The following is a 21,485-nucleotide window of genomic DNA, read 5'->3' on the forward strand; positions in this document are numbered from 1 at the left end:
AGCCGGGACCCATCCGCTCGCGGGAGAGAGGGCAGCAACCAGGTGGCGGAGAAGACGACGCAAACCATCTACATCGACGCCGACCCGGGCACCGTGATGCGGGTGATCGCGGACATCGATTCCTACCCGCAGTGGATCTCGGAGTACAAGGAAGCCGAGGTTCAGGAGAAGGACGCCGACGGCTACCCGAAGGTGGCGCGGATCGTCATGGACGCCACCGTCCTCAAGGACACCATGGTCATGTCCTACCAATGGCCCAAGGATCGCCAATCGGTGAGCTGGACGCTGGTCTCGAGCTCGCTGCTGCGTTCCCTCGAGGGCTCATATCGGTTGGCGCCCAAGGGATCTGGCACCGAGGTCACCTACGAACTCTCCGTCGACCTGGCCATGCCGATGATCGGCCTGCTCAAGCGCAAGGCCGAGCGTCGTCTGACCGACACAGCGTTGAAGGATCTGAAGAAACGAGTCGAGGCTGAGTGAGACGGCTGCGCCCGCCCCGGCCCGGATCAGTCTCTTCGTTGGGAAAGGCGGGGTAGGGAAATCCACCCTGGCTTGCGCCACCGCGGTCAGTTCCGCGAGCGCGGGACAGCGGGTGCTGGTGGTGTCCACCGACCAGGCGCACTCGCTGGGTGATGTGCTGGGCACCCCCGTCCCGCCCAGCCAAGACGAACTGGTGCGGGTGCTCGCCGATGACGCGGAGGCCGGCGGCGGATTTCTCGATGCGCTGGCCTTGGACACCCTTGCCCTGCTCGAGGTCCGTTGGCGTGAGGCCGTCGCCACGTTGGACCGGCGGTTCCCCGACTCCGAATTGAGCACCATTGCGCCCGAAGAGCTTTCGGCGTTACCCGGCGTCCAGGAGGTGCTCGGCCTCTACGCCGTCGGTGAGCTGGCCGGCTCGGGACGATGGGACCGCGTGGTGGTCGATTGCGCGTCGACCGCGGACGCGTTGCGGATGTTGACGTTGCCCGCCACCTTCGGGCTGTACGTCGAGCGGGCGTGGCCGCGGCATCGCCGGCTATCCGTCACCGCCGACGACGGCCGCTCGGCGGCGGTGGTCGAGCTGCTCGAGCGCATCAGCGCGAGCGTGGAGACGCTCGGCGCGCTGCTCACCGACGGCGAGCTGGTCAGTGCGCACCTGGTGTTGACCCCCGAGCGGGTGGTCGCCGCGGAGGCGGCCCGCACACTGGGGTCGCTGGCCTTGATGGGCGTGCGCGTCGAAGAGCTGATCGTGAATCAGGTTCTGCCGCAAGACGACTCATACGAGTACCGCAACCTGCCCGAGCACCCGGCCTTCTACTGGTACACCGAACGCATCGCCGAGCAGCGCAGTGTGCTCGACGAGCTCGACGCCACCATCGGTGAGGTGGCCCTCGTGATGACCCCACACCTGTCCGGCGAGCCGATCGGCGCCAAGGCGCTGGGCGCGCTGCTCGACGCCGCCCGCCGCCGGGGAGGCACCGCGCCGCCGGGCCCGTTGCGGCCCGTCGTCGACCTCGAATCCGGGACGGGACTTGGGTCCGTCTACCGGATGCGGCTAGCGTTGCCGCAACTCGATGCGTCGGCGCTGACCCTCGGGCGGGTCGATGACGACCTCATCATCAGCGCCGGCGGATTGCGGCGCAGGGTGAGGCTGGCGTCGGTGCTTCGGCGCTGCATCGTGCTGGACGCGCGCCTGCGGGGTAGTGAGCTGACAGTGCGTTTTCGACCAGATCCGGAGGTGTGGCCTAAGTGAGTGGGGCTCATCCCGAAATCGGTCCGGAGCTACGCAGGCTCGCCCAGACGATCCTGGACGGCATCGACCCCGCGGTGCGCGCGGCCGCGGCGCTGACGGCCGGCGCCGGACCGGGAACCGGCAAGTGCCAGCAGGTGTGGTGCCCGGTGTGCGCCCTGGCCGCGCTGGCGACCGGCGACCAGCACCCCTTGCTCACCGCGATCGCCGACCACAGCATCGCCCTGCTTCAGGTGATCCGCGACATCGTCGACGACATCGACCGGGCGTCGCGCCCGACGCCGGAACCGCCGCCCGACGGTCCGCCCGGCGGCGCGGCCGACAGCGGCGACGCCGAAGCGCGGACGCGTTATCAGCCCATCCCCGTCACGCTGGACGAGTGAGGGCGCTGCGTCGCAGGTGGTCCCTTCCCGTGGGGATAGGTACAGTTGGCGCAGTACATCAGCGGGGTGTAGCCGAGAGGGAGGGCCATGTGGTACTGGCTATTCAAGTACGTGCTCCTCGGCCCGTTGCTGTCACTGCTGGGGCGGCCGAAAGTTGAAGGCCTAGAACACGTTCCGAGCTCCGGGCCGGCGATACTGGCAAGCAATCACCTGGCCGTGATGGACAGCTTCTATCTTCCGCTGGTGGTGCGGCGCCGAATCACCTTCCTGGCCAAGTCGGAATATTTCACCGGCACCGGTTTGAAGGGGTGGTTCCAGCGGTGGTTCTTCACCGCCGTCGGGCAGGTGCCGATCGACCGGACCGACGCCGACAGCGCCCGGGCCGCGCTGACCACCGCGCAACAGGTGCTGGGTGAGGGCAAGCTGCTGGGCATGTATCCCGAAGGCACGCGGTCCCCGGACGGCCGGCTCTACAAGGGCAAGACGGGGCTGGCGCGGCTGGCGCTGCAGACCGGGGTCCCGGTGATCCCGGTCGCGATGATCGGCACCAACGTCGTCAACCCGCCCGGGACCAACATGTTGCGGTTCGGCCGGGTCACGGTTCGCTTCGGCAAGCCGATGGACTTCTCGCGCTTCGACGGGCTGGCCGGCAACCGCTTCATCGAGCGGGCCGTCACCGACGAGGTGATCTACGAGCTGATGGGGCTGTCCGGGCAGGAATACGTCGACATCTACGCGGCCAGCCTGAAAAAGGGCGGTGACGCGGCCGACGGTGAGGCCGCGCGGATTCCCGAGACCGCGGCCGGTTAACCGACGGCGGTAGCCGGCGCCAGCGGCTCCGGCGCGGCCTCCCGCGAAACGCCGCGGGCGGTCACGGTGACGCCGGCCGCGACGATGACCGCCAGCGCCCACCACACGTACGACATCCCGGCGAGTTGGCGCCACCACACCGCGCTCGCCTCGTGATGCTTGGGCAGCAGGTCGATCGGCGTCCACCTCATCAGCGCCACCCCCACGGCGCTGACGACCATCAGCAGTGCGTTGCGGCGCCGCCAGCCCAAGACGGCCGTCACCAGCACCGCGGGCAGCACCCACACCCAGTGGTGCGACCACGACACCGGCGAGACCACCAGCCCGAACAAGGCGACGCAGACCAGCGCGAGCGTGGGCTCGCCGGCGCGCAGCACCCGGCGCATCGCCCACACCGTCGCCGCCAGCACGAGCAGGGACGCCGCCACCCACAGCAGGAAGCGCTCCTGCTGTCCCAGCCCCAGCCGGGCCAGGGCGCCGGCGATGTTCTGGTCGGTGTTCAACGACGCCGAACCGATCCGGTCGGTGTGATGCACGGTGTGCGTCCAGTACTCCCAGGAGTCGTTCCAGGCCAGCACGAAACCCAGCAGCGTCGCCCCAGCGAACGAGGCCAGCGCGGTCAACGCCGCACGGTGATCGCGGCGCAGCAGGAAATAGAGCAGGAAAACCGCCGGCGTCAGCTTCAGCGCCATGCCCACCCCCAGCAGCAGCCCGCGCGGCCACGGCGTGCGGCGCGGCACGCAGTCAGCGATCACCAGCGTCATCAGCACCACGTTGATCTGGCCGAAGGCGAAGTTCGAGCTGATGGGTTCCAGCCAGACCGTCGCGGCCGCGGCGGCGACGACGGCCAGCCACCACCGGCGCAGCCAGGCCGGGCCGGGCAGCACGGCCGACGCGCTCCAGACGTCGAGCCGGGTCAGCACGATCACGGTCGACACGACCAGCAAAACCAGCGTCAGGGCGGTGATCGCGACACTGGCGGCCGGCATGTGCATCCAGGCGAACGGGCAGAACACGATGGCGGCCAGCGGCGGATAGGTGAACGGCAGATCGACGATCGGCGTGTGGAACAACACGTCGCCGCGGTACAGCGGGCGGCCGTCCATCCAGGCCCGGGCGCCCATCTGATAGACGTCGATGTCGATGCGATACGGGATGTGCCCGAACAGCTGCCACGCCGCGTAACCCAGCCCCGCCGCGGCCGCCAGCCAAGCCGCGCCCCACACCAGCGCCCGCCCGGGGGCACGCTTACCTGAGAAGCCCGCCCCGGGCGCCTGCCGTGTACTCATGTCGCACAACAGCGTAATGGGTGCCCGCGCCCGGACACCCCTGGTGCAGCGCGGCTCCCACGGCCGCGGCGCGGGGAGGCGTAGGTTTCAAGGGTGCTCCACTCGTTCGTGGACGAGATGTCCCGATGGTTCGAACATGACATTCACGACCGGGGCCACCTGCCACTGTTGTGCTGCCTGGTGGCCTTCATCCTGACGTTTTTCGTCACGCGGACGTTCGTGCGGTTGATCCGGCACCGCGTCGAAAACGGCCGGCCCACCAAGTGGTGGCACCCGCGCAACGTCCACGTCGGGGGAGTGCACATCCACCACGTCACGTTCGGGGTGGTCCTCACGTTGCTCTCCGGGCTGACGCTGGTGACCCTGTCGATCGACGGGCACGAGCCCCAGTTCATGATGGCCGCCACGTTTTTCGGGATCGGGGCCGCCCTGGTCCTCGACGAGTACGCGTTGATCCTGCACCTGTCCGACGTCTACTGGTCCGAGGACGGCCGCACCTCGGTCGATGCGGTCTTTGCCGCGGTCGCGGTGGCCGGGCTGCTGATGATGGGCCTGCACCCGCTGATGTTCTTCCTGCCGATCTGGCACGACGCCAACTCGTGGGCGCTGCGCGCCGTGGTGGGGGGCGCCATGGCGTTGACGCTGCCGCTGGCCGTCGTGGTGGTGCTCAAGGGCAAGGTCTGGACCGGCCTGCTGGGCATGTTCCTGGTCATCTTGCTGGTGATCGGGGCGGTCCGGCTGTCGCGCCCGCACGCGCCCTGGGCCCGCTGGCGGTACGCCACGCAGCCGGACAAGATGCGCCGCGCGCTGCAGCGCGAACGGCGGCTGCGCCGCCCGGTGGTGCGGGCCAAGCTCTACCTGCAGTGCGCCATCGCGGGCACGCCGCGGTTTCCGGATCAACGTGCGGTGGACGCCAGGTTGGACGACGAGGTTCATCCCGCCCCGGCGCCCACCGGTCCGATCCTGATCAGCAGATAATCTCCCTTCGTGCGGTACTTCTACGACACCGAATTCATCGAGGACGGCCGCACCATCGAGCTCATCTCGATCGGGGTGGCCGCCGAGGACGGCCGCGAGTACTACGCGGTGTCCACGGAATTCGATCCCGAGCGCGCCGGCCCGTGGGTGCGCGCCAACGTGCTGCCCAAGCTGCCGCCCCCGGCGTCGCAGGTGTGGCGCTCACGCAGGCGGATCCGCGAGGACCTGGAGGAGTTCTTCGGCGTCAATTCCGGGCGGGCGGCCGCTGAGCCGATCGAACTGTGGGCGTGGGTGGCGGCCTACGACCACGTCGCCCTGTGCCAGTTGTGGGGCCCGATGCCGGACCTGCCGCGGGCCATCCCGCGTTTCACCCGCGAGCTGCGGCAACTCTGGGAAGACCGGGGCAGCCCCCGGATGCCCCCGCGGTCGCCCGATGCCCACGACGCGTTGGTCGACGCCCGCGATCAGCTCCGCCGCTTCCGGTTGATCACGGCGGGAGACTAAGACGGCCGCGCTCGACGGCGTTCACGCTGATCAACCCTGACCGGGGGCGTCCGCGACCCGGTTACGATGGACCGATGAACTGGACCGTCGACATCCCGATCGACCAGCTGCCGCCGCTGCCGCCGCTGCCGACCGATCTGCGGGCGCGATTGGACGCCGCGCTGGCCAAGCCGGCCGCCCAGCAACCCAGCTGGCCCGCCGATCAGGCGTCGGCGATGCGCACGGTCCTCGAGAGCGTGCCGCCGGTCACGGTGCCGATGGAGATCGTGCGGCTACAGGAGCAGCTCGCCCAGGTGGCCAGGGGTGAGGCGTTCCTGCTGCAGGGCGGTGACTGCGCGGAGACGTTCACCGAGAACACCGAACCCCACATCCGCGGCAACGTGCGCACCCTGCTGCAGATGGCGGTGGTGCTGACCTACGGCTCGAGCATGCCGGTGGTCAAGGTGGCCCGCATCGCGGGGCAGTACGCCAAACCGCGATCGGCCGACATCGACGCGCTGGGGTTGAAGTCCTACCGCGGCGACATGATCAACGGCTTCGCCCCGGACGCCGCGGTGCGCGAGCATGATCCGTCGCGATTGGTGCGCGCCTACGCCAATGCCAGCGCGGCGATGAATCTGGTTCGTGCGCTGACGTCGTCGGGGTTGGCGTCGCTGCATCTGGTCCACGACTGGAACCGCGAGTTCGTCCGGACCTCGCCGGCGGGCGCCCGCTACACGGCGCTGGCCACCGAGATCGATCGCGGCCTGCGCTTCATGAGCGCGTGCGGGGTGGCCGACCGCAACCTGCAGACCGCCGAAATCTACGCCAGCCACGAGGCTTTGGTGCTCGACTACGAGCGGTCGATGCTGCGGCTGTCCGAGAACGACAGCGGCGAGCCCCAGCTGTACGACCTGTCGGCGCACACCGTGTGGATCGGCGAGCGGACCCGCCAGCTCGACGGGGCGCACATCGCCTTCGCGGAGGTGATCGCCAACCCGATCGGCGTCAAGATCGGCCCGACGATCACCCCGGAGTTGGCCGTCGAATACGTCGAGCGGCTCGACCCGCACAACAAGCCCGGCCGGCTGACACTGGTGAGCAGGATGGGCAACAACAAGGTGCGCGATCTGCTGCCCCCGATCGTGGAGAAGGTCCAGGCCACCGGTCACCAGGTGATCTGGCAGTGCGACCCGATGCACGGCAACACCCACGAGTCGTCCAACGGGTACAAGACCCGCCACTTCGACCGCATCGTCGACGAGGTGCAGGGCTTCTTCGAGGTGCACCGCGCGCTGGGCACCCATCCCGGCGGCATCCACGTCGAGATCACCGGGGAGAACGTCACCGAGTGTCTTGGTGGGGCGCAAGACATTTCGGACACCGACCTGGTCGGCCGCTACGAGACCGCGTGCGACCCACGGCTGAACACCCAACAGTCGCTGGAGTTGGCCTTCCTGGTCGCCGAGATGCTGCGCGACTGAGCGCGCCTACAGCAGCCCGTTGAGGTTGCTTCCGACGGTCCACGCCGCGGTCGCCACCAGGCCGGTCAACGCCAGCACCAGCGCCACCCACACCAGCACCATGCGCCGATTGTGCTGGCGGGTCCACACGAATTCGCTGATCGGGATGCCCGCGAATTCGCCTGCGACAGGCTCATATTCGTAGTCATCGTCGTCCTCGTCGGGTTCGTCGACGGCCGCGGCCGGGCGCTGCGGGCGCGGCCAATCCTCGGGGCCCCGGGTCAGTTGGCGGGTGGGCTGGCGCACCGGGGCGGGCCCGGGCTGCTGCGCGGTGGCCGGGCGCTGGCCCATCCGGCTGTGCTGCAGCGCGGCCGAGCGGTGCTGCGCGGAGTTGCGTGGCGCCGGCACGGAGAAGTCCGGCAGCGCAAGCTCATCGGCGATCGCGTCGAGATCGGCACCCATCTCGGTCGCGTCGGCGTACCGGTCGGCCGGGTCGCGGGCCGTCGCCCGCTGCACGAACTGGTCGAACTGCACGGGCACACCGTCGATGGACGCGCTGGGCGCCGGCACGTCGGTGTCCAGCCGCCGGTAAGCGATCGACAGCGCCGAGTCGCCGGTGAAGGGGGTGTGCCCGGTCAACAGCTCGTAGGCGAGGATGCCCGCGGAGTACACGTCGCTGCGCGGGCTCGCGTCGCCGTCGCGCACCTGCTCGGGCGACAGATACGCCGCGGTGCCCAAAATCACACTGGTAGAGGTGATTCCGGCGGCGGCGACGGCGCGGACCAACCCGAAGTCGGCGATCTTCACCTCGCCGTCGTCGGAGATCAACACGTTCTCCGGCTTGACGTCGCGATGCACCAGACCGGCGCGGTGCGCGGCGGCCAACCCGCCGAGCACCGGACGAAGCACCGCCGCCACGGCGTAGGGCGGCATGGGTCCGCGCTCGCCCAGCAGCTCGCGCAGGGTGCCGCCCTCGATGAGCTCCATCACCAGAAACGGGTGCCGAGCGTCGGAGCCCTGGTCGTAGACCGCGACCAGCCCGGGATCCTTCAGGCGTGCGACGGTGCGGGCCTCGCGCTGGAAGCGGGTGAGGAACTGCTCGTCGCCCGCGTAGCGAGAATCCATCACCTTCACGGCGACGGGACGGTCGAGCCGGGTGTCGAGACCGCGGTACACCGTCGAGGTGCCGCCGCTGGCGATCTTCGCCTGGATCAGGTAGCGGCCGTCCAGCAACGCGTTGTCCAACGGGTCCGCCGTCCCGGCCTCCGCCGGCGGACGATGCGGACCGGCCCGGCCGGGCGGATGAGCTTGGGCCACGGGGCCATCGTAGGTGCGGCGCCATGATTGGGCGGAAGAACACGGGCTCACGGCGCGTATCAAGGCTTACACTTGCGCGGATGAGCAGTATTCCTGCCGGCGACGATGTGCTAGATCCCGACGAGCCGATCTACGACCTCCCGCGGGTCGCCGAATTGCTTAAAATCCCGGTAACCAAGGTCCACCAACAGCTCCGCGATGGCCATCTGGTCGCGGTCCGGCGCGGCGAGGGCGTGGTGGTGCCGCAGGTGTTCTTCACCCAGTCCGGTGAGGTGGTCAAGAGCCTGCCGGGATTGTTGACGATCCTGCACGACGGCGGCTACCACGACACCGAGATCGTGCGCTGGCTGTTCACCCCCGACCCGTCGCTGACGGTGACCCGCGACGGCACCAAGGACGCCATCAGCAATGCCCGCCCCGTCGACGCGCTGCATGCCCACCAGGCCCGCGAAGTCGTGCGCCGGGCGCAGGCGATGGCCTACTGAGCCGGTGCGGCGACCTCGGCCGGGCCGGTCCGAGGGCGGGGTGTCCGGTACAGGGTGTACCAGGCGATCAGCGCGACGGCGGTGGCCAGCGAGAAGTGCAGCCACGAGTACATCCCATGCGAGCCATCGGGTTTGAAGATCACCATCACCCAGGTCGACGCGCCGCCGATGATCGCCACCGCCCGTCGTGACTGGGCCAGGGGAGCCACGATCGCCAGCGGCCACGAGTAGTACCAGGGCAACGCGGCCGGGACGAACAGCACCACGATCAGCATCGAGTACGCCATGCCGGTGAGCGCGGCCCGGTCATCACGCCGGAACCGCCACCACAACAGCGGCAGCGAGACCGCGATGATCGCGATGCCGACCAGCCGGGTGACCCGCAGGAGCGGATAGAAGCTCACGGGAAACAGCCCGCTGCCGATCGCGTGGATCAGGTTGGCCGCCGCGGTCGGCACGGTCAGCCAGTTGATGATCTTCACCGAACCGGCCAGCGCGGTCAGCCATCCCAGCCCCACGCCGGCCACCGCGGACAGGATCGCGAACACCACCGCGAAGACCAGCAGCGACGCCGCCGCGGCCGCGAGAAGCGCTCGCGCGGAACGATATCCCCGCCGGTCGCGCAGATCCCGCGCCCACACCCACACCAGGAAGGGCAGCGCGATGCCGGCGGTGGCTTTGACCGCGATGGCGACCGTGATCAGCGCGGTGCCCGCGACGTGGCGACCGCCGAACGTCAGCGCGATGCCGGCGGCCATCAGGCCCACCATCAGCATCTCGTTGTGCACGCCGCCCATCAGGTGGATGAGCACCAGCGGGTTGAGCACGCAGATCCACAGCGCCGTCGAGGGGTCGGCGCCCAGGTGCCGCGCCACTCGCGGAGTGGCCCAGATCAACAGCGCCAAACCGGGCAGCATGCACAGCCGCAGCAACATGGTGCCCGCCACCACGTTGTTGCCGACGAGGACGGTGATCAGCTTCGCCACCAGGATGAACGCCGGACCGTAGGGGGCGGTCGTGATCGACCAGATGGGACTGACGTTGTCCAACAAGATGTTTGGATTGGCGACCGGGCCGACGGCGTAGGGGTCCAGGCCGTCGCGCAGCAGTGCGCCCTGCGCCAGATACGAATAGGTGTCCCGGCTGAAGACGGGCACCGACACCAGCAGCGGCGCCAGCCAGAATCCGGTGGTGGTCTTCATGACGAACTCGGTCGCGTCGCCGGCCAGCACGCGGCGGCCCAGGCCCAGCCAGGCGATCAGCATGAGGCCGACGCCGGTCCACAGCACGATCGACGACAGCACCAGGCCGTGGCCAAAACGCAGCCAGGACATGTGAATCGACTCGAGCAGCGGGTCGTGCTGGCGGGTGCTGCCCGCGCCCAGCCCGCCCAGGGTGATCAGCACCGACCCCAGCAGGCCCAGTTTGGCCGGCCGCGATTCGTCGGCCGCCACGAACGCCCTCAGCTGGGAAAACCGTTCGCCGCGAGGGGGTTTGGCTGCCGGCGCGTCGTCGGCCGGGGTGTCGGTCGGAGTCGTCATCGGTTCAGGCGGACCGGTTCGTGGCGATCTTGGCCAATTCGGACAGCCCGGCTTTGGCCGCGGTGTTGATGGGGGCGGCGGCCAGCGTCGCCAGCGCCCGCTGGGTCAGCGTGGCGATGCGTTGTTCGGCCGCGGCCAGGGCACCCACCGACTCGATGACCTCACGCAGCCGATCCACTTGCGCGTCGGTCAGCTGGGCGCCGATCGAGGTCCGTAATAGGTTGGCCGCCACCGGGTCTGACGTCTCCGCCAACTCCACCGCCTCGGCCAGCAGCACGGTGCGCTTGCCGGATCGCAGGTCGTCCCCGGACGGCTTGCCGGTCACCGCGGGGTCACCGAAGACGCCCAGGACGTCGTCGCGCAGCTGGAACGCCACCCCGAGGTCCGTGCCGAACTGGCTGAAGATGTCGTGGACGTCGGGTCGGTCGGCGGCGGCGGCCACGCCGAGCTGCAGCGGGCGCGACACGGTGTAGCAGGCGGTTTTGAAGGTGTCGACGTTCATCGCCGACGCGATCGAGGCGGCGGCGCTGGCTTCGGCGACGATGTCGAGGTACTGCCCGCCGAGCACCTCGGTGCGGATGTTGGCCCACACCCGGCGGATGCGGCGCTGGGCCTGCGGCGTCAGGTCGACACCGAAGACGATGTCGTCGGCCCAGGCCAGGGCGAGGTCACCGAGCAGGATGGCGGCCGACGCGCCGAACCGCTCGGGCGAGCCCTGCCAGCCCCGGTCGCGATGCAGGGTCGCGAACTGGACGTGGGTGGTCGGCCGTCCCCGCCGGGTGGAGGAGTCGTCGATCACGTCGTCGTGCACCAGCGCGCAGGCGTGCAGCAGCTCGAGCGAGGAAAACAGCAGCAGCACTTGCTCGTCGGGTTCGTCGGTGGCCACGGCGCGCCACCCCCAGTAGGCGAACGCGGGGCGTAGCCGCTTCCCGCCGCCCAGCACGAAATCTTCGAGCGCGGCGATCAGGCCGTTGTAGTCGTCGCCGATGTAGGCGGTCTCGGCGCGCCGCTCGTCCAGATACCGCCGCAACTGTTCGGTGATGGCGCCGGTCAACTCGACGGTTGCCGCCGCTGCTGTGGCTTTGACGCTCAGCGCGGCGCCCCTTTCTGCTCGGCTGGCTGGGTGTTCCAGGCCCGACCAGTGTATTCGTCGCGCGGCCCGGGGTGGGTCCCGCGTGAGGTCGCCGGGCGCACCCAGTTGCTTCGACTGCCTCACTAACCCGCCCCTATGCTTGCGGGTGCGCTGGGGCTCGCGCGGATGCTGCGCGGCCAAGAGACGCCCCGGGCCCATAGTCGTCGGACGGAGAGAAGCCGCGTGACCCTCAACACCATTGCGCTCGAACTGGTGCCACCAAACGCCGACGAAGGTCGGGAGCGGGCACTCGAAGAGGCGCACAAAGTGGTGCGGCATTCGGCCGAGGCCGGTTTGGACGGCCGGATCCGGCACGTGATGATCCCCGGGATCATCGCCGAGGACGACGACCGTCCCATTCAGATGAAGCCCAAGCTGGATGTGCTCGACTTCTGGTCGGTGGTCAAGCCGGAACTGACCGGGATCAGGGGCTTGTGCACGCAGGTCACCGCGTTCATGGACGAGCCGTCGCTGCGGGGCCGGCTGACCGAGTTGTCCTCGGCCGGAATGGAAGGCGTGGTGTTCGTCGGCGTGCCGCGCACCATGAACGACGGCGAGGGCTCCGGCGTCGCCCCGACCGACGCCCTGTCGATCTATCGCGAGCTGGTGACCAACCGCGGGGTGATCCTGATCCCCACCCGCGACGGCGAACAGGGCCGGTTCAACTTCAAGTGCGACCAGGGCGCCACCTACGGGATGACCCAGTTGCTGTATTCCGACGCGATCGTGGGGTTCCTGAGCGAGTTCGCCAGGCAAACCGATCACCGGCCCGAGATCCTGCTGTCCTTCGGTTTCGTGCCGAAGATGGAAAGCCGCGTCGGACTGATCAACTGGCTCATCCAGGACCCGGGCAACGCCGCGGTCGCCGCCGAGCAGGAGTTCGTCCGCAAGCTCGCCGAATGCGAGCCCCCGCAGAAGCGTCAGCTGATGGTCGACCTCTACAAGCGCGTCATCGACGGGGTGGCCGACCTCGGTTTCCCGCTGAGCATCCATCTCGAGGCGACCTACGGGATCTCCGGTCCCGCGTTCCAGACCTTCGCGGAGATGCTCGCGTACTGGTCACCCACCCAGCAGGGTTAGCGCGGCGAGGCTAGGTGGGCGGCGGCTGGTCGCGCGGCGCGGTGAGCCGCGGTGAGCGGTCCCGGCCGACCCACGCCAGCAGCCCCACCACGCCGGCGGCCGCGAAGGACGCGATGCCCAGCCACACCACGGCGCCGGTGAAGGAACGGGTGTTGGGGTCGGTGTAGCGGGCCTGGGCGGTCATGGTGCTCACCACGCCCGGCTTGAGCTTCCAGGACACCACGTCGGGCTCGACCCGGTCGCCGTTGGTGGAGGTGACCACCCCCGGAAAGGCGACCGTCAGCTCGACGTCCGCCTCCGAATCGGTCAGCGACGTCAGATCCGCGCGGCCCTCCAGGATCACCAGGTTGCCGTTGCGGCGCAGCGACAGGTTGACGCCGGAGGCGTCGGAGTTCATGTTGGCCAGCTGCGGCAGCTCGGCGAACGTCAGATCGGAGAACACCGCCTGGGAGCCGACGTAGCCGTCGCTGTCGTAGTTCGACACCGCCACCTTCTGGCTGAACGGCAGGTTGTTGCTGTCGAGCTGGGGGCCGGTGTCCTTGGGGGTCTTGGGTTTCGCGGCGGCGACGATCTCCCCGGAGACCAGGTCGTCGGGGGAGACGGTGAGCGAGGCCCGGACCCGCAGGCATCCGGTGGCCAGCGGCACCAGCAGCAGCAACATCGCGATGGCCAGCAGACGGCGCCGTCGGGCCCGGGGGGCTTTCACGCCGCGGCCGCGGGCTGGGGGAGAGCTGGCGCGCACCAGGTCATCGTGCCAGATCCGATGTGCCACTTGAACAAGGCCACTCCGGAGCGCGGGCGTCCGATGCGCGCCCGGTTCCGCGGTGTCACAGCGGTAGTTCGCGGCCCAGGATCGCAAACGCCCGCGGGTCGCCGGCGAAGTGGTAGCGGCGGATGACGTCGGTGAAGCCCAGCCGGCGGTACAGCCGCCAGGCGCGGTTGGGCTCGCCGTTGGTTTCCGGCGTCGACAGCAGCACGTTCTTTTCCGCGCGCCCGGCGAGCAGCCGCCGAGCCAGCGCCTCGCCGAGGCCGCGGCCCTGGGCGCGGGGATGAATGTGCAGCTCGGTCAACTCGAAATAGCTGTTCATCAGCCGGGCGATCTCGTGGGGCGGCGAGCCGCCGCGCTGCATGCCCAGCACCACCTGCTGCTGCCACCATTGGCCGGGCGCCCCGGGATAGCCGTAGGCCACGCCGAGCAGTGGGGCGCTGGTCAGATCCTCCGCCGAGGGCATCGGCGCGCCCTCGTCATCGGGCCCGTCGGCTTCGACGACCCCGGCGCCTTGCCAGCCACGGCGGCGGATGTGCTCGAGCCACATCGCGGCGCGCTGTTGCTCGGTGCCGCGCGGGTAGCGCATCGCATCGACGTACACCGTCAGGGCGTCGGTGAGGCGACGCTCCATGTCGTGGGGGAGCAGATCGATGAGGAATATCCCCAACTCGCGGTGCCCTCCTCATCCGGTGATCGGTCTCGTTCGATGCTGCGGCGTTCTGACCCGGCTGCTAAGAATCATTATCGGACCCCCACGGGCCGGCGCGACGAGCGGTCGTGGCACCGAACCAACGGACGCCCCCGGGTCGGGAAGCCGGTTGTAGCGCACGGGCGTTCCGGTCTGGCGGATTGCCGCGATCCGGCCGGGATAGAATCGGCGCGGAACCAGTGGTATGGGGCAGATTGACCTCGTATCATTCAATTAGTTGCCCGCGCAACGGGCATCGCGTGCTATCGATAGTCACGTGCCAAACTGTCGGCAAGGAGGGACGAATGCCACTCTCCGATCATGAGCAGCGAATGCTCGATCAGATCGAGAGCGCTCTCTACGCCGAAGACCCCAAATTCGCGTCAAGCGTCCGCGGCGGGGGCTTTCGCGCGCCCACGGCCCGCCGGCGCCTGCAGGGAGTGGCGCTGTTCGTCGTCGGCCTGGCGATGCTGGTGTCGGGGGTGGCGTTCAAGGCCACCTGGATCGGCGGCAGCGTCCCCATTCTCAGCATTTTCGGGTTCATCGTCATGTTCGGCGGCGTGGTGTTCGGCATCACCGGTCCCCGATTGTCAGGCAGGCCAGACCATTCCGGCTCCGCGCCCACCTCGCTGCGCCAGCGCCGCAACAAGGGCGGGGGCTCCTTCACCAGTCGCATGGAGGATCGGTTCCGCCGCCGCTTCGACGACTGAGCGCCGACCCACCCGCACGGGGTAGCCGCTGGCTGCCCCGTTTTGCATTTCTCCCGCGTCGTCCGCGCCTCGCGCCGCCCCGGCCGTCATCGTCGCAGCTTCCGGCCGGCTGACTGACGCCGCGCAACCGTCGATACCGTTTTGCGCCCCAACCGAGCCCTAGCCGACGCGCGGGCCGGCGGTTAATCCCCACCGGGCCCCACTAGAGTTCCCCACTACGCCCCACCGGCGACATTTTCCCTGCTAGCTGCGCTGCCGGGGCCGCCCTGAATCCCGGTGCGAGGGCCGCCCGACACGCCTCTCGTAGCGCGTCGAGGGCCCCGTGACGACGGAGAACCCGGAAAACGCCACGGCGACATGCCATGAATGGGGCGAAGTGGGGGATTGTGGGGTATGGTGGCTGCAGTGTTTGGGTGACCTCGAACGGGAGGTGAGCTGGTGTTTCTTGGCACCTACACGCCCAAACTCGACGACAAGGGGCGGCTGACGTTGCCCGCCAAGTTCCGTGACGCGCTGGCAGGGGGGTTGATGGTCACCAAGAGCCAGGACCACAGCCTCGCCGTCTACCCGCGGGCGGAATTCGAGCAACTGGCCCGCCGGGCGAGCAAGGCGTCGCGAAGCAACCCTGACGCCAGGGCCTTCCTGCGTAACCTCGCCGCCGGCACCGACGAGCAGCACCCCGACGCCCAGGGCCGCATCACGTTGTCGGCCGACCACCGTCGTTACGCCAGCCTGTCCAAGGAGTGCGTGGTGATCGGCGCGGTCGACTACCTCGAAATCTGGGATGCGCAGGCCTGGCAGGACTACCAGCAGACCCACGAAGAGAACTTCTCCGCGGCCAGCGATGAAGCACTCGGCGACATCATCTGAGGCGCATGCCCGTGCAACGTGGCCTCTGCCCGAACCGACCCTGGCGTACTTCCCCAACGCCAGGTTCGTGCCTTCGGACAGGGACCTCGATGCAAGGGCGCCACACCTTTTCCGGCACGCTCGGGCCATACCGGGGCGTGCGGCCCACGGGTGGCGGCAGAACCGGGGAGGCGTTGCGGTGGCTGACAATTCAGGGCGCGGTGATCGCAAGCGCGGCCGTGGTGACCGCAAGCGCGGCGCAGCCGGGCGCAGCGGGTCGCCACTAAAGGATGTAGCCGGGCGCAGCGGGTCGCCGCCATCGGGGTCAGGCGGGCACGTGCCCGTCCTGCTGGAGCGTTGCGTCGCGCTGCTCACGCCCGCATTGACCCGCCACCACCCGGACGGGACGGGGGCGACCCTCGTCGACGCGACCGTCGGCGCGGGAGGGCACGCCGAGCGGTTCCTCACCGAACTGCCCGGCCTGCGGCTGATCGGACTCGACCGCGACCCCACCGCCCTGGACATCACCCGAACGCGGTTGGCGCGATTCTCCGACCGGGTCACGCTGGTGCGCACCCGCTACGACGGCGTCGCCACGGCGCTGGCCGAATCCGGCTATGCCGCAACCGAATCGGTCGACGGGATGCTGTTCGACCTCGGCGTGTCGTCCATGCAGCTCGACCGCGCCGAACGCGGTTTCGCCTACGCCCAGGACGCGCCGCTGGACATGCGGATGGACCCCGACGCGCCGCTGACCGCGGCCGACATCCTCAACACCTACGACGAGGCCGAGCTGGCGAACATCCTGCACCGCTACGGCGAGGAGCGCTTCGCGCGGCGCATCGCCGCGCACATCGTGCGCCGGCGGGCCCGCCAGCCGTTCGCGTCGACCGCGGACCTGGTGGCCCTGCTCTACGAAGCGATTCCGGCCGCGGCACGCCGCACCGGCGGCCACCCGGCCAAGCGCACCTTCCAGGCGCTGCGGGTCGCGGTCAACGACGAATTGGATTCGCTGCGTGCCGCGCTCCCGGCCGCCCTGGACGCGCTTGCCGTCGGCGGGCGCATCGTGGTGATGGCGTACCAATCGCTGGAAGACCGGATCGTCAAGCGGTTGTTCGCCGAGGCGGTCGCGTCCCGCACCCCGGTGGACCTGCCGGTCGAACTCCCCGGTCACCAGCCGCGATTCCGGGCCCTGACGCAGGGTGCCGGACGGGCCGACGCCACCGAGATCGAACGCAACCCGCGTAGCGCCGCGGTGCGGCTGCGGGCCCTGCAGCGAATGGAATCACAGCAGGCAACCGGGAAAGGCGATTGATGAAAGCGGACCGCGAGACGTCGAAACGACGCGGCGGCAGCGACCGCCGGGGCGCCCGCGACGGTGCTGCCCGACGGGGCAGGCGCCCGGCGCCCGAACCCGGCGCGGCGCGGCGCGCCCGCGGCGCCAGGACCACGGCGCCCGCCCGCGAATCCCGCGCGCCCAAGGCCGGTCCGCAGAGCAGCCCCGTCGCCCGGCCGGTCGAGCGGTCGGCGCGGCCGAAGAACGCCAGCCAGGCCAAGGCGCGCGCCAAGGCCCGCAAAGCCAAGGCGCCCAAGGTCGTTCGGCCCAAGCTCACCGAGCGTCTGGCCGCCCGGCTGGCGTCGATCGACCTGCGGCCGCGGACACTTGCGAGCAAGGTTCCGTTCGTCGTGTTGGTCATCGGAGCGCTGGGCGTCGGGCTCGGGCTCACGCTGTGGTTGTCCACCGACTCCGCCGAACGCTCCTACAAGTTGAGCCACGCCCGCGAGCGGACCCGGTTGCTGCAGCAACAGAAGGAGGCCCTGGAGCGCGACGTGCGTGAGGCCGAAGCCGCCCCCGCGCTGGCGGAGGCGGCCCGCAAGCAGGGCATGATCCCCACCCGGGACACCGCGCACCTGGTCCAGGACCCGTCCGGGAACTGGGTGGTGGTGGGCACCCCCAAACCCGCCGACGGTGTTCCGCCGCCGCCGCTGAACACCAAGCTCCCCGACGAAGCGCCGCAGCCCCCGAAACCCGCGGCGCCCGCCGCGGAGGTCCCGATGCGGCTCGAGCCGGTCCCCGGCGCCCCCGCCCCGGCCAGGTCGGGGCCCGAAGCGCTGCTGCGCGCACCCGACGGCGCCTCGACGGTGGGCGGTCAACACTTCCCGCCGGCAGTTCCGCCGGTGCCCGGCGCGCCTGGCGCCGCCGGCGCACCCCCTGCCGGTACGCTGCCCGGCATGCCAGGCGGCCCCGTGACCGGTGCGCTCCCCGGCATGCCCGGCGGGCCGGTGACCGGCGCGCTGCCGACGCCGGGGCTGCCGATGCCGGCCAGACCCGCGACCCCCCCGGTGCCCGCCGAGGTCCCGATCCCGTTGGGCGGCCTGCCCATTCCGGCCCCGGGCCAGCTACCCGCGCCCCTGCCACCGGAGGTTTCCGTCCCGGTGCCGCTGGGCCGCGCGGCCGCCCCCCAGCCGATCGCCCCCGCCGCTCCGGCGCCCGCCCCGATGCCGCAACCGGGTACCGGCTCCCTGCCCGGGCCCCCCGGCGCGGTGCCAGGTGCTCCCAGGTGAGCCGCGGCGACACCCCACGGGCACGCCGGTCGCAGGCCGCACGCCCGACACGCGGTCCCCGTAAGGACATGGCGGACAACGCCGTCCGGCAGCCCAAGCGCCGCGCGAAGCCGCAGCAGGCGGACCAGGGCCGTGACGTTCGCGAACCGAAACGACTCCGGAAAGCCAAGCAGCCCAAGGCCAGCCGGGGTGCGCAGCGCCCCGAGCCGGTGGGGGCCGGGCATTCGGCGCGGGAGCGACGCACCCGTCAGATCGTGCAAATGGCCGGCCGCGGTGGGTCGTTCGTCTTCCGCCATCGCGCCGGCAACGTGGTCATCCTGGTGCTGATGCTGGTGGCCGCCGCCCAGCTGTTCGTCCTGCAGGTGACCAAGGCCCCGACGCTGCGCGCCCAGGCCGCCGGGCAGCTCAAGGTCACCGATGTGGAAAAGGCGGTGCGGGGCAGCATCATCGACCGCCGCAAGGATCAACTGGCGTTCACCATCGAATCTCGTGCGCTGACGTTTCAACCGAAACGCATTCACAAGCAGCTGGAGGAGGCCAAGGCCAAGAATTCGGCCGCCCCCGACCCGCAGCAGCGCTTGCGCGACATCGCCAAGGACGTCTCGGGGCGCCTCGGCAACAAACCCGACTCGGCGACCCTGCTGAAGAAGCTGCAAAGCGACGAGAACTTCGTCTATCTCGCGCGTGCCGTCGATCCCGCCGTCGCCAGCGCGATCTCGGACAAATTTCCCGAGGTCGGTTCCGAACGCCAGGATCTGCGCCAGTATCCGGGCGGATCGCTGGCCGCCAACATCGTGGGCGGCATCGACTGGGACGGCCACGGGCTGCTGGGCTTGGAAGAGGCCATGGACTCCGTGCTGTCCGGGACCGACGGTTCGGTCACCTATGACCGCGGATCCGACGGTGTGGTCATCCCCGGCAGTTACCGCAACCGGCATCGGGCGGTCAACGGCTCGATGGTGCAGCTGACCCTCGACGACGACATCCAGTTCTATGTGCAGCAGCAGGTTCAGCAGGCCAAGAATGTGTCTGGCGCGCACAATGTTTCGGCCGTGGTGCTCGACGCGAAGACCGGTGAAGTGCTGGCCATGGCCAACGACAACACGTTCGACCCCTCCCAGGACATCGGGCGTCAGGGCGACAAACAGCTGGGCAACCTGGCGGTGTCCTCGCCGTTCGAGCCCGGCTCGGTGAACAAGGTGATCACCGCGTCGTCGGTCATCGAGTACGGCCTGTCCAATCCCGATGAGGTGCTGCAGGTTCCCGGCACGATCCAGATGGGCGGGGTCTCCATCCACGACGCGTGGGACCACGGCGTGATGCCCTACACGACCACCGGCGTGTTCGGAAAGTCTTCCAACGTCGGCACTTTGATGCTCGCACAGCGGGTGGGGCCGGAGCGCTTCTACGACATGGTCCGCAAGTTCGGGCTCGGGCAGCGCACCAATGTGGGCCTGCCTGGGGAGAGCGCCGGGCTGGTGCCACCCATCGACCAATGGTCGGGCAGCACCTTCTCCAACCTGCCCATCGGACAGGGCCTTTCGATGACGCTGCTGCAGATGACGGGCATGTACCAGACGATCGCCAACGACGGGGTGCGGATCCCGCCGCGGATCATCAAGGCCACCATCGCGCCCGACGGCACCCGCACCGAAGAACCGCGCCCGGACGGCGTGCGGGTGGTGTCGGCGCAGACGGCTCAGACCGTGCGCAACATGCTGCGCGCCGTCGTGCAACACGACCCGATGGGCTATCAGCAGGGCACGGGCCCCGCCGCCGCGGTGACGGGCTACCAAATGGCCGGGAAGACCGGCACCGCCCAGCAGATCAACCCGGCCTGCGGCTGCTACTTCGACAACGTCTACTGGATCACGTTCGCCGGCATGGCCACCGTCGACAACCCCCGGTATGTCATCGGCATCATGATGGACAACCCGGAGCGCAACGCCGACGGCACGCCGGGCCACTCGGCGGCCCCGCTGTTCCACAACATCGCCGGCTGGCTCATGCAGCGCGAGAACGTGCCGCTGTCGCCGGACCCGGGCCCGCCGCTGACGCTGCAGGCCACCTAGACTTCCCGGCCGCGGCCGGTTGCGACGGTGAAATCGTTGTTGCGCGCGTCGATTTGAGCCTGAGTGGCCGGAATCAGGAGGTCGCCGCCGGGTGCCGCCGTGGCCTGGCAGCGCAGGGCGTGGGGTCGCTGGTCGCGTTCGTATTGCTCGCACGCGTGGCCGAGATCGCCGGGATGGTCGCGCAGCGCTCGCGCGAGAAACCAGGCCCCGGTCAGGGCCAGGGAGGTGCCGCGGCCCGACAGGCTCGAGGCACAATGCGCCGCGTCCCCGACGAGGACGACGCGACCGCGATGCCAGCCGGGCATGTGAATCTGGCTGACGGAATCGAAGTACAGTTCCGGGTCGGCGATCGCGGCGTCGAGCAGTTCGGGTACCCGCCACTCGCCGTGGCCGGCGAACGCGTCGACGAGTAATCGTTTCTGGGCCGCGAGGTCGTGGTAGTCGTAGTCGATCCAGGGCGATCGAAACATGAAGACCGCCAAGGCTTTGTCGTTGTAGGCGGCGATGCCGGCAAGGTGCCCGGGGAAGTTGTACATCGGGTTGTCGCGCCCGGACGGCGTATAGCCGGGCAAGTCGGCCAGCGCGACATAGAAGCCGAGATGGCGCAGAAACCGTTGCTCGGGACCGAACGTCAGGCGTCGCACGGCCGAGTGCATCCCGTCGGCACCGACAACCAGGTCATAGCGCTCGCGGTCGCCGGAATTGAACCGCACATCGACGCGACGGTCATCGTCGTCGAGTTCGCCGATGGATTCGTTGAACCGCAGTTCTACCGTCGGCCCCAGGCGGTCGCGCAGGATGGTTGTGAGGTCTTCCCGCGGGATTTCGATGTCGCCGGCGGAGTCGTTGATCTCGTCGAGCGGCGGTTCGGCCACCACGGTGCCGTTTTCGTCGACGAACTGGACGCGTTCGGTCATATCGACCCGGTGCGCGCGGATCGGTGCGAGCACGCCCATCTTGTCGGCGACACCGATGGAGTCCCCGCGAATGTCGATCGGGGAGCCGTTCACCCGCAGGTGGTTGGCGCGTTCGACCAAGGTGACGTCGTGGCCGTCGGCGCCGAGGTTTATCGCCGCGCTCAGGCCGCCGATTCCGGCACCGGAGACGAGAATGCGCATCGATTCCACTCCTGTTCGCTATAA

General features: G+C 69.6%; 21 protein-coding genes and 1 pseudogene. 15 read left to right on the forward strand and 7 right to left on the reverse strand.

Going from position 1 to position 21,485, the window contains the following annotated elements; genetic code table 11:
• Nucleotides 1-42 precede the first annotated feature (42 nt).
• From OCQ_RS10670 to OCQ_RS10685, 4 genes are all read left to right on the forward strand, one after another.
• A complete protein-coding gene (locus tag OCQ_RS10670) occupies nt 43-480 on the forward strand; it encodes an SRPBCC family protein (RefSeq protein WP_009953491.1) in 438 nt (145 codons plus the stop codon).
• Entirely contained in the window at nt 473-1,732 is a 1,260-nt protein-coding gene (locus OCQ_RS10675; RefSeq protein WP_193375027.1) for an ArsA family ATPase, read from the forward strand. The genes OCQ_RS10670 and OCQ_RS10675 overlap by 8 nt, the downstream gene beginning before the upstream one ends.
• Nucleotides 1,729-2,112, forward strand: coding sequence for a hypothetical protein (locus OCQ_RS10680; protein ID WP_014384562.1), 384 nt, complete (start codon nt 1,729-1,731; stop codon nt 2,110-2,112). The genes OCQ_RS10675 and OCQ_RS10680 overlap by 4 nt, the downstream gene beginning before the upstream one ends.
• Before the next feature lie 87 nt (nt 2,113-2,199).
• Nucleotides 2,200-2,922: a lysophospholipid acyltransferase family protein gene (locus OCQ_RS10685; protein WP_008256099.1), complete on the forward strand. Its 723-nt coding sequence runs from the start codon at nt 2,200-2,202 to the stop codon at nt 2,920-2,922.
• On the opposite strand, the gene OCQ_RS10690 is transcribed toward OCQ_RS10685, so the two are convergent.
• A complete protein-coding gene (locus tag OCQ_RS10690) occupies nt 2,919-4,211 on the reverse strand; it encodes a glycosyltransferase 87 family protein (protein ID WP_193375232.1) in 1,293 nt (430 codons plus the stop codon). The genes OCQ_RS10685 and OCQ_RS10690 overlap by 4 nt on opposite strands.
• Nucleotides 4,212-4,328: 117 nt before the next feature.
• Between OCQ_RS10690 and OCQ_RS10695 the strand changes: the two genes are divergently transcribed.
• From OCQ_RS10695 to OCQ_RS10705, 3 genes are all read left to right on the forward strand, one after another.
• Nucleotides 4,329-5,189 (forward strand): hypothetical protein, encoded by an 861-nt coding sequence (locus OCQ_RS10695; protein WP_172417573.1) that lies wholly within the window; start codon nt 4,329-4,331, stop codon nt 5,187-5,189.
• A 9-nt stretch (nt 5,190-5,198) separates the two neighbouring features.
• Nucleotides 5,199-5,693: a polyadenylate-specific 3'-exoribonuclease AS gene (locus OCQ_RS10700; RefSeq protein ID WP_008256110.1), complete on the forward strand. Its 495-nt coding sequence runs from the start codon at nt 5,199-5,201 to the stop codon at nt 5,691-5,693.
• 74 nt (nt 5,694-5,767) lie between these two features.
• Nucleotides 5,768-7,156, forward strand: coding sequence for a class II 3-deoxy-7-phosphoheptulonate synthase (locus OCQ_RS10705; RefSeq protein ID WP_008256111.1), 1,389 nt, complete (start codon nt 5,768-5,770; stop codon nt 7,154-7,156).
• Between the two features lie 6 nt (nt 7,157-7,162).
• Here the strand turns inward: OCQ_RS10705 and OCQ_RS10710 are convergent, their stop codons facing one another.
• Nucleotides 7,163-8,452: a protein kinase domain-containing protein gene (locus tag OCQ_RS10710; protein WP_008256112.1), complete on the reverse strand. Its 1,290-nt coding sequence runs from the start codon at nt 8,450-8,452 to the stop codon at nt 7,163-7,165.
• An 80-nt stretch (nt 8,453-8,532) separates the two neighbouring features.
• Between OCQ_RS10710 and OCQ_RS10715 the strand changes: the two genes are divergently transcribed.
• Nucleotides 8,533-8,937, forward strand: a complete 405-nt coding sequence (locus OCQ_RS10715; RefSeq protein ID WP_008256113.1) for an Rv2175c family DNA-binding protein — start codon at nt 8,533-8,535, stop codon at nt 8,935-8,937.
• Here the strand turns inward: OCQ_RS10715 and OCQ_RS10720 are convergent.
• Together OCQ_RS10720 and idsA2 are read right to left on the reverse strand one after the other, a co-directional pair.
• A complete protein-coding gene (locus OCQ_RS10720) occupies nt 8,931-10,478 on the reverse strand; it encodes an alpha-(1->6)-mannopyranosyltransferase A (RefSeq protein ID WP_008256114.1) in 1,548 nt (515 codons plus the stop codon). The genes OCQ_RS10715 and OCQ_RS10720 overlap by 7 nt on opposite strands.
• A gap of 4 nt (nt 10,479-10,482) precedes the next feature.
• A complete protein-coding gene (gene idsA2, locus OCQ_RS10725) occupies nt 10,483-11,532 on the reverse strand; it encodes a bifunctional (2E,6E)-farnesyl/geranyl diphosphate synthase (protein ID WP_008256115.1) in 1,050 nt (349 codons plus the stop codon).
• Between the two features lie 261 nt (nt 11,533-11,793).
• Between idsA2 and OCQ_RS10730 the strand changes: the two genes are divergently transcribed.
• Nucleotides 11,794-12,690: a mycobacterial-type methylenetetrahydrofolate reductase gene (locus tag OCQ_RS10730; protein WP_008256116.1), complete on the forward strand. Its 897-nt coding sequence runs from the start codon at nt 11,794-11,796 to the stop codon at nt 12,688-12,690.
• A gap of 10 nt (nt 12,691-12,700) precedes the next feature.
• Here the strand turns inward: OCQ_RS10730 and lppM are convergent, their stop codons facing one another.
• On the reverse strand, nt 12,701-13,351 hold the full coding sequence (gene lppM, locus OCQ_RS10735; RefSeq protein WP_009953480.1) for a lipoprotein LppM: 651 nt from the start codon (nt 13,349-13,351) through the stop codon (nt 12,701-12,703).
• Between the two features lie 166 nt (nt 13,352-13,517).
• Nucleotides 13,518-14,126 (reverse strand): GNAT family N-acetyltransferase, encoded by a 609-nt coding sequence (locus OCQ_RS10740; protein WP_008256118.1) that lies wholly within the window; start codon nt 14,124-14,126, stop codon nt 13,518-13,520.
• Between the two features lie 326 nt (nt 14,127-14,452).
• On the opposite strand from OCQ_RS10740, the gene OCQ_RS10745 reads away from it, so the two are divergent.
• The 6 genes and pseudogenes from OCQ_RS10745 (at nt 14,453) to OCQ_RS10765 (ending at nt 20,343) form a co-directional block, all read left to right on the forward strand.
• Nucleotides 14,453-14,857, forward strand: coding sequence for a DUF3040 domain-containing protein (locus OCQ_RS10745; protein ID WP_008256119.1), 405 nt, complete (start codon nt 14,453-14,455; stop codon nt 14,855-14,857).
• Between the two features lie 438 nt (nt 14,858-15,295).
• Complete coding sequence (gene mraZ, locus OCQ_RS10750; RefSeq protein WP_008256120.1) at nt 15,296-15,727, forward strand: division/cell wall cluster transcriptional repressor MraZ; 432 nt, start codon at nt 15,296-15,298, stop codon at nt 15,725-15,727.
• Nucleotides 15,702-15,828, forward strand: a pseudogene (locus OCQ_RS27335) (16S rRNA (cytosine(1402)-N(4))-methyltransferase RsmH); the annotation flags it as partial. The gene mraZ and the pseudogene OCQ_RS27335, both read left to right, overlap by 26 nt.
• 215 nt (nt 15,829-16,043) lie before the next feature.
• Nucleotides 16,044-17,021: a 16S rRNA (cytosine(1402)-N(4))-methyltransferase RsmH gene (rsmH, locus tag OCQ_RS10755; protein ID WP_014384566.1), complete on the forward strand. Its 978-nt coding sequence runs from the start codon at nt 16,044-16,046 to the stop codon at nt 17,019-17,021.
• Nucleotides 17,021-18,271, forward strand: coding sequence for a hypothetical protein (locus tag OCQ_RS10760; RefSeq protein ID WP_014384567.1), 1,251 nt, complete (start codon nt 17,021-17,023; stop codon nt 18,269-18,271). The genes rsmH and OCQ_RS10760 overlap by 1 nt, the downstream gene beginning before the upstream one ends.
• A gap of 68 nt (nt 18,272-18,339) precedes the next feature.
• The gene (locus OCQ_RS10765) at nt 18,340-20,343 is read left to right on the forward strand and encodes a peptidoglycan D,D-transpeptidase FtsI family protein (protein WP_009956031.1); all 2,004 of its coding nucleotides are present in this window, start codon (nt 18,340-18,342) and stop codon (nt 20,341-20,343) included.
• On the opposite strand, the gene OCQ_RS10770 is transcribed toward OCQ_RS10765, so the two are convergent.
• Complete coding sequence (locus tag OCQ_RS10770) at nt 20,340-21,470, reverse strand: FAD-dependent monooxygenase (RefSeq protein WP_008256133.1); 1,131 nt, start codon at nt 21,468-21,470, stop codon at nt 20,340-20,342. The two genes, OCQ_RS10765 and OCQ_RS10770, sit on opposite strands and share 4 nt — an antisense overlap.
• Nucleotides 21,471-21,485 lie beyond the last annotated feature (15 nt).

Source organism: Mycobacterium paraintracellulare (assembly GCF_000276825.1).
GTDB classification, from domain to species: Bacteria; Actinomycetota; Actinomycetes; order Mycobacteriales; family Mycobacteriaceae; genus Mycobacterium; species Mycobacterium intracellulare.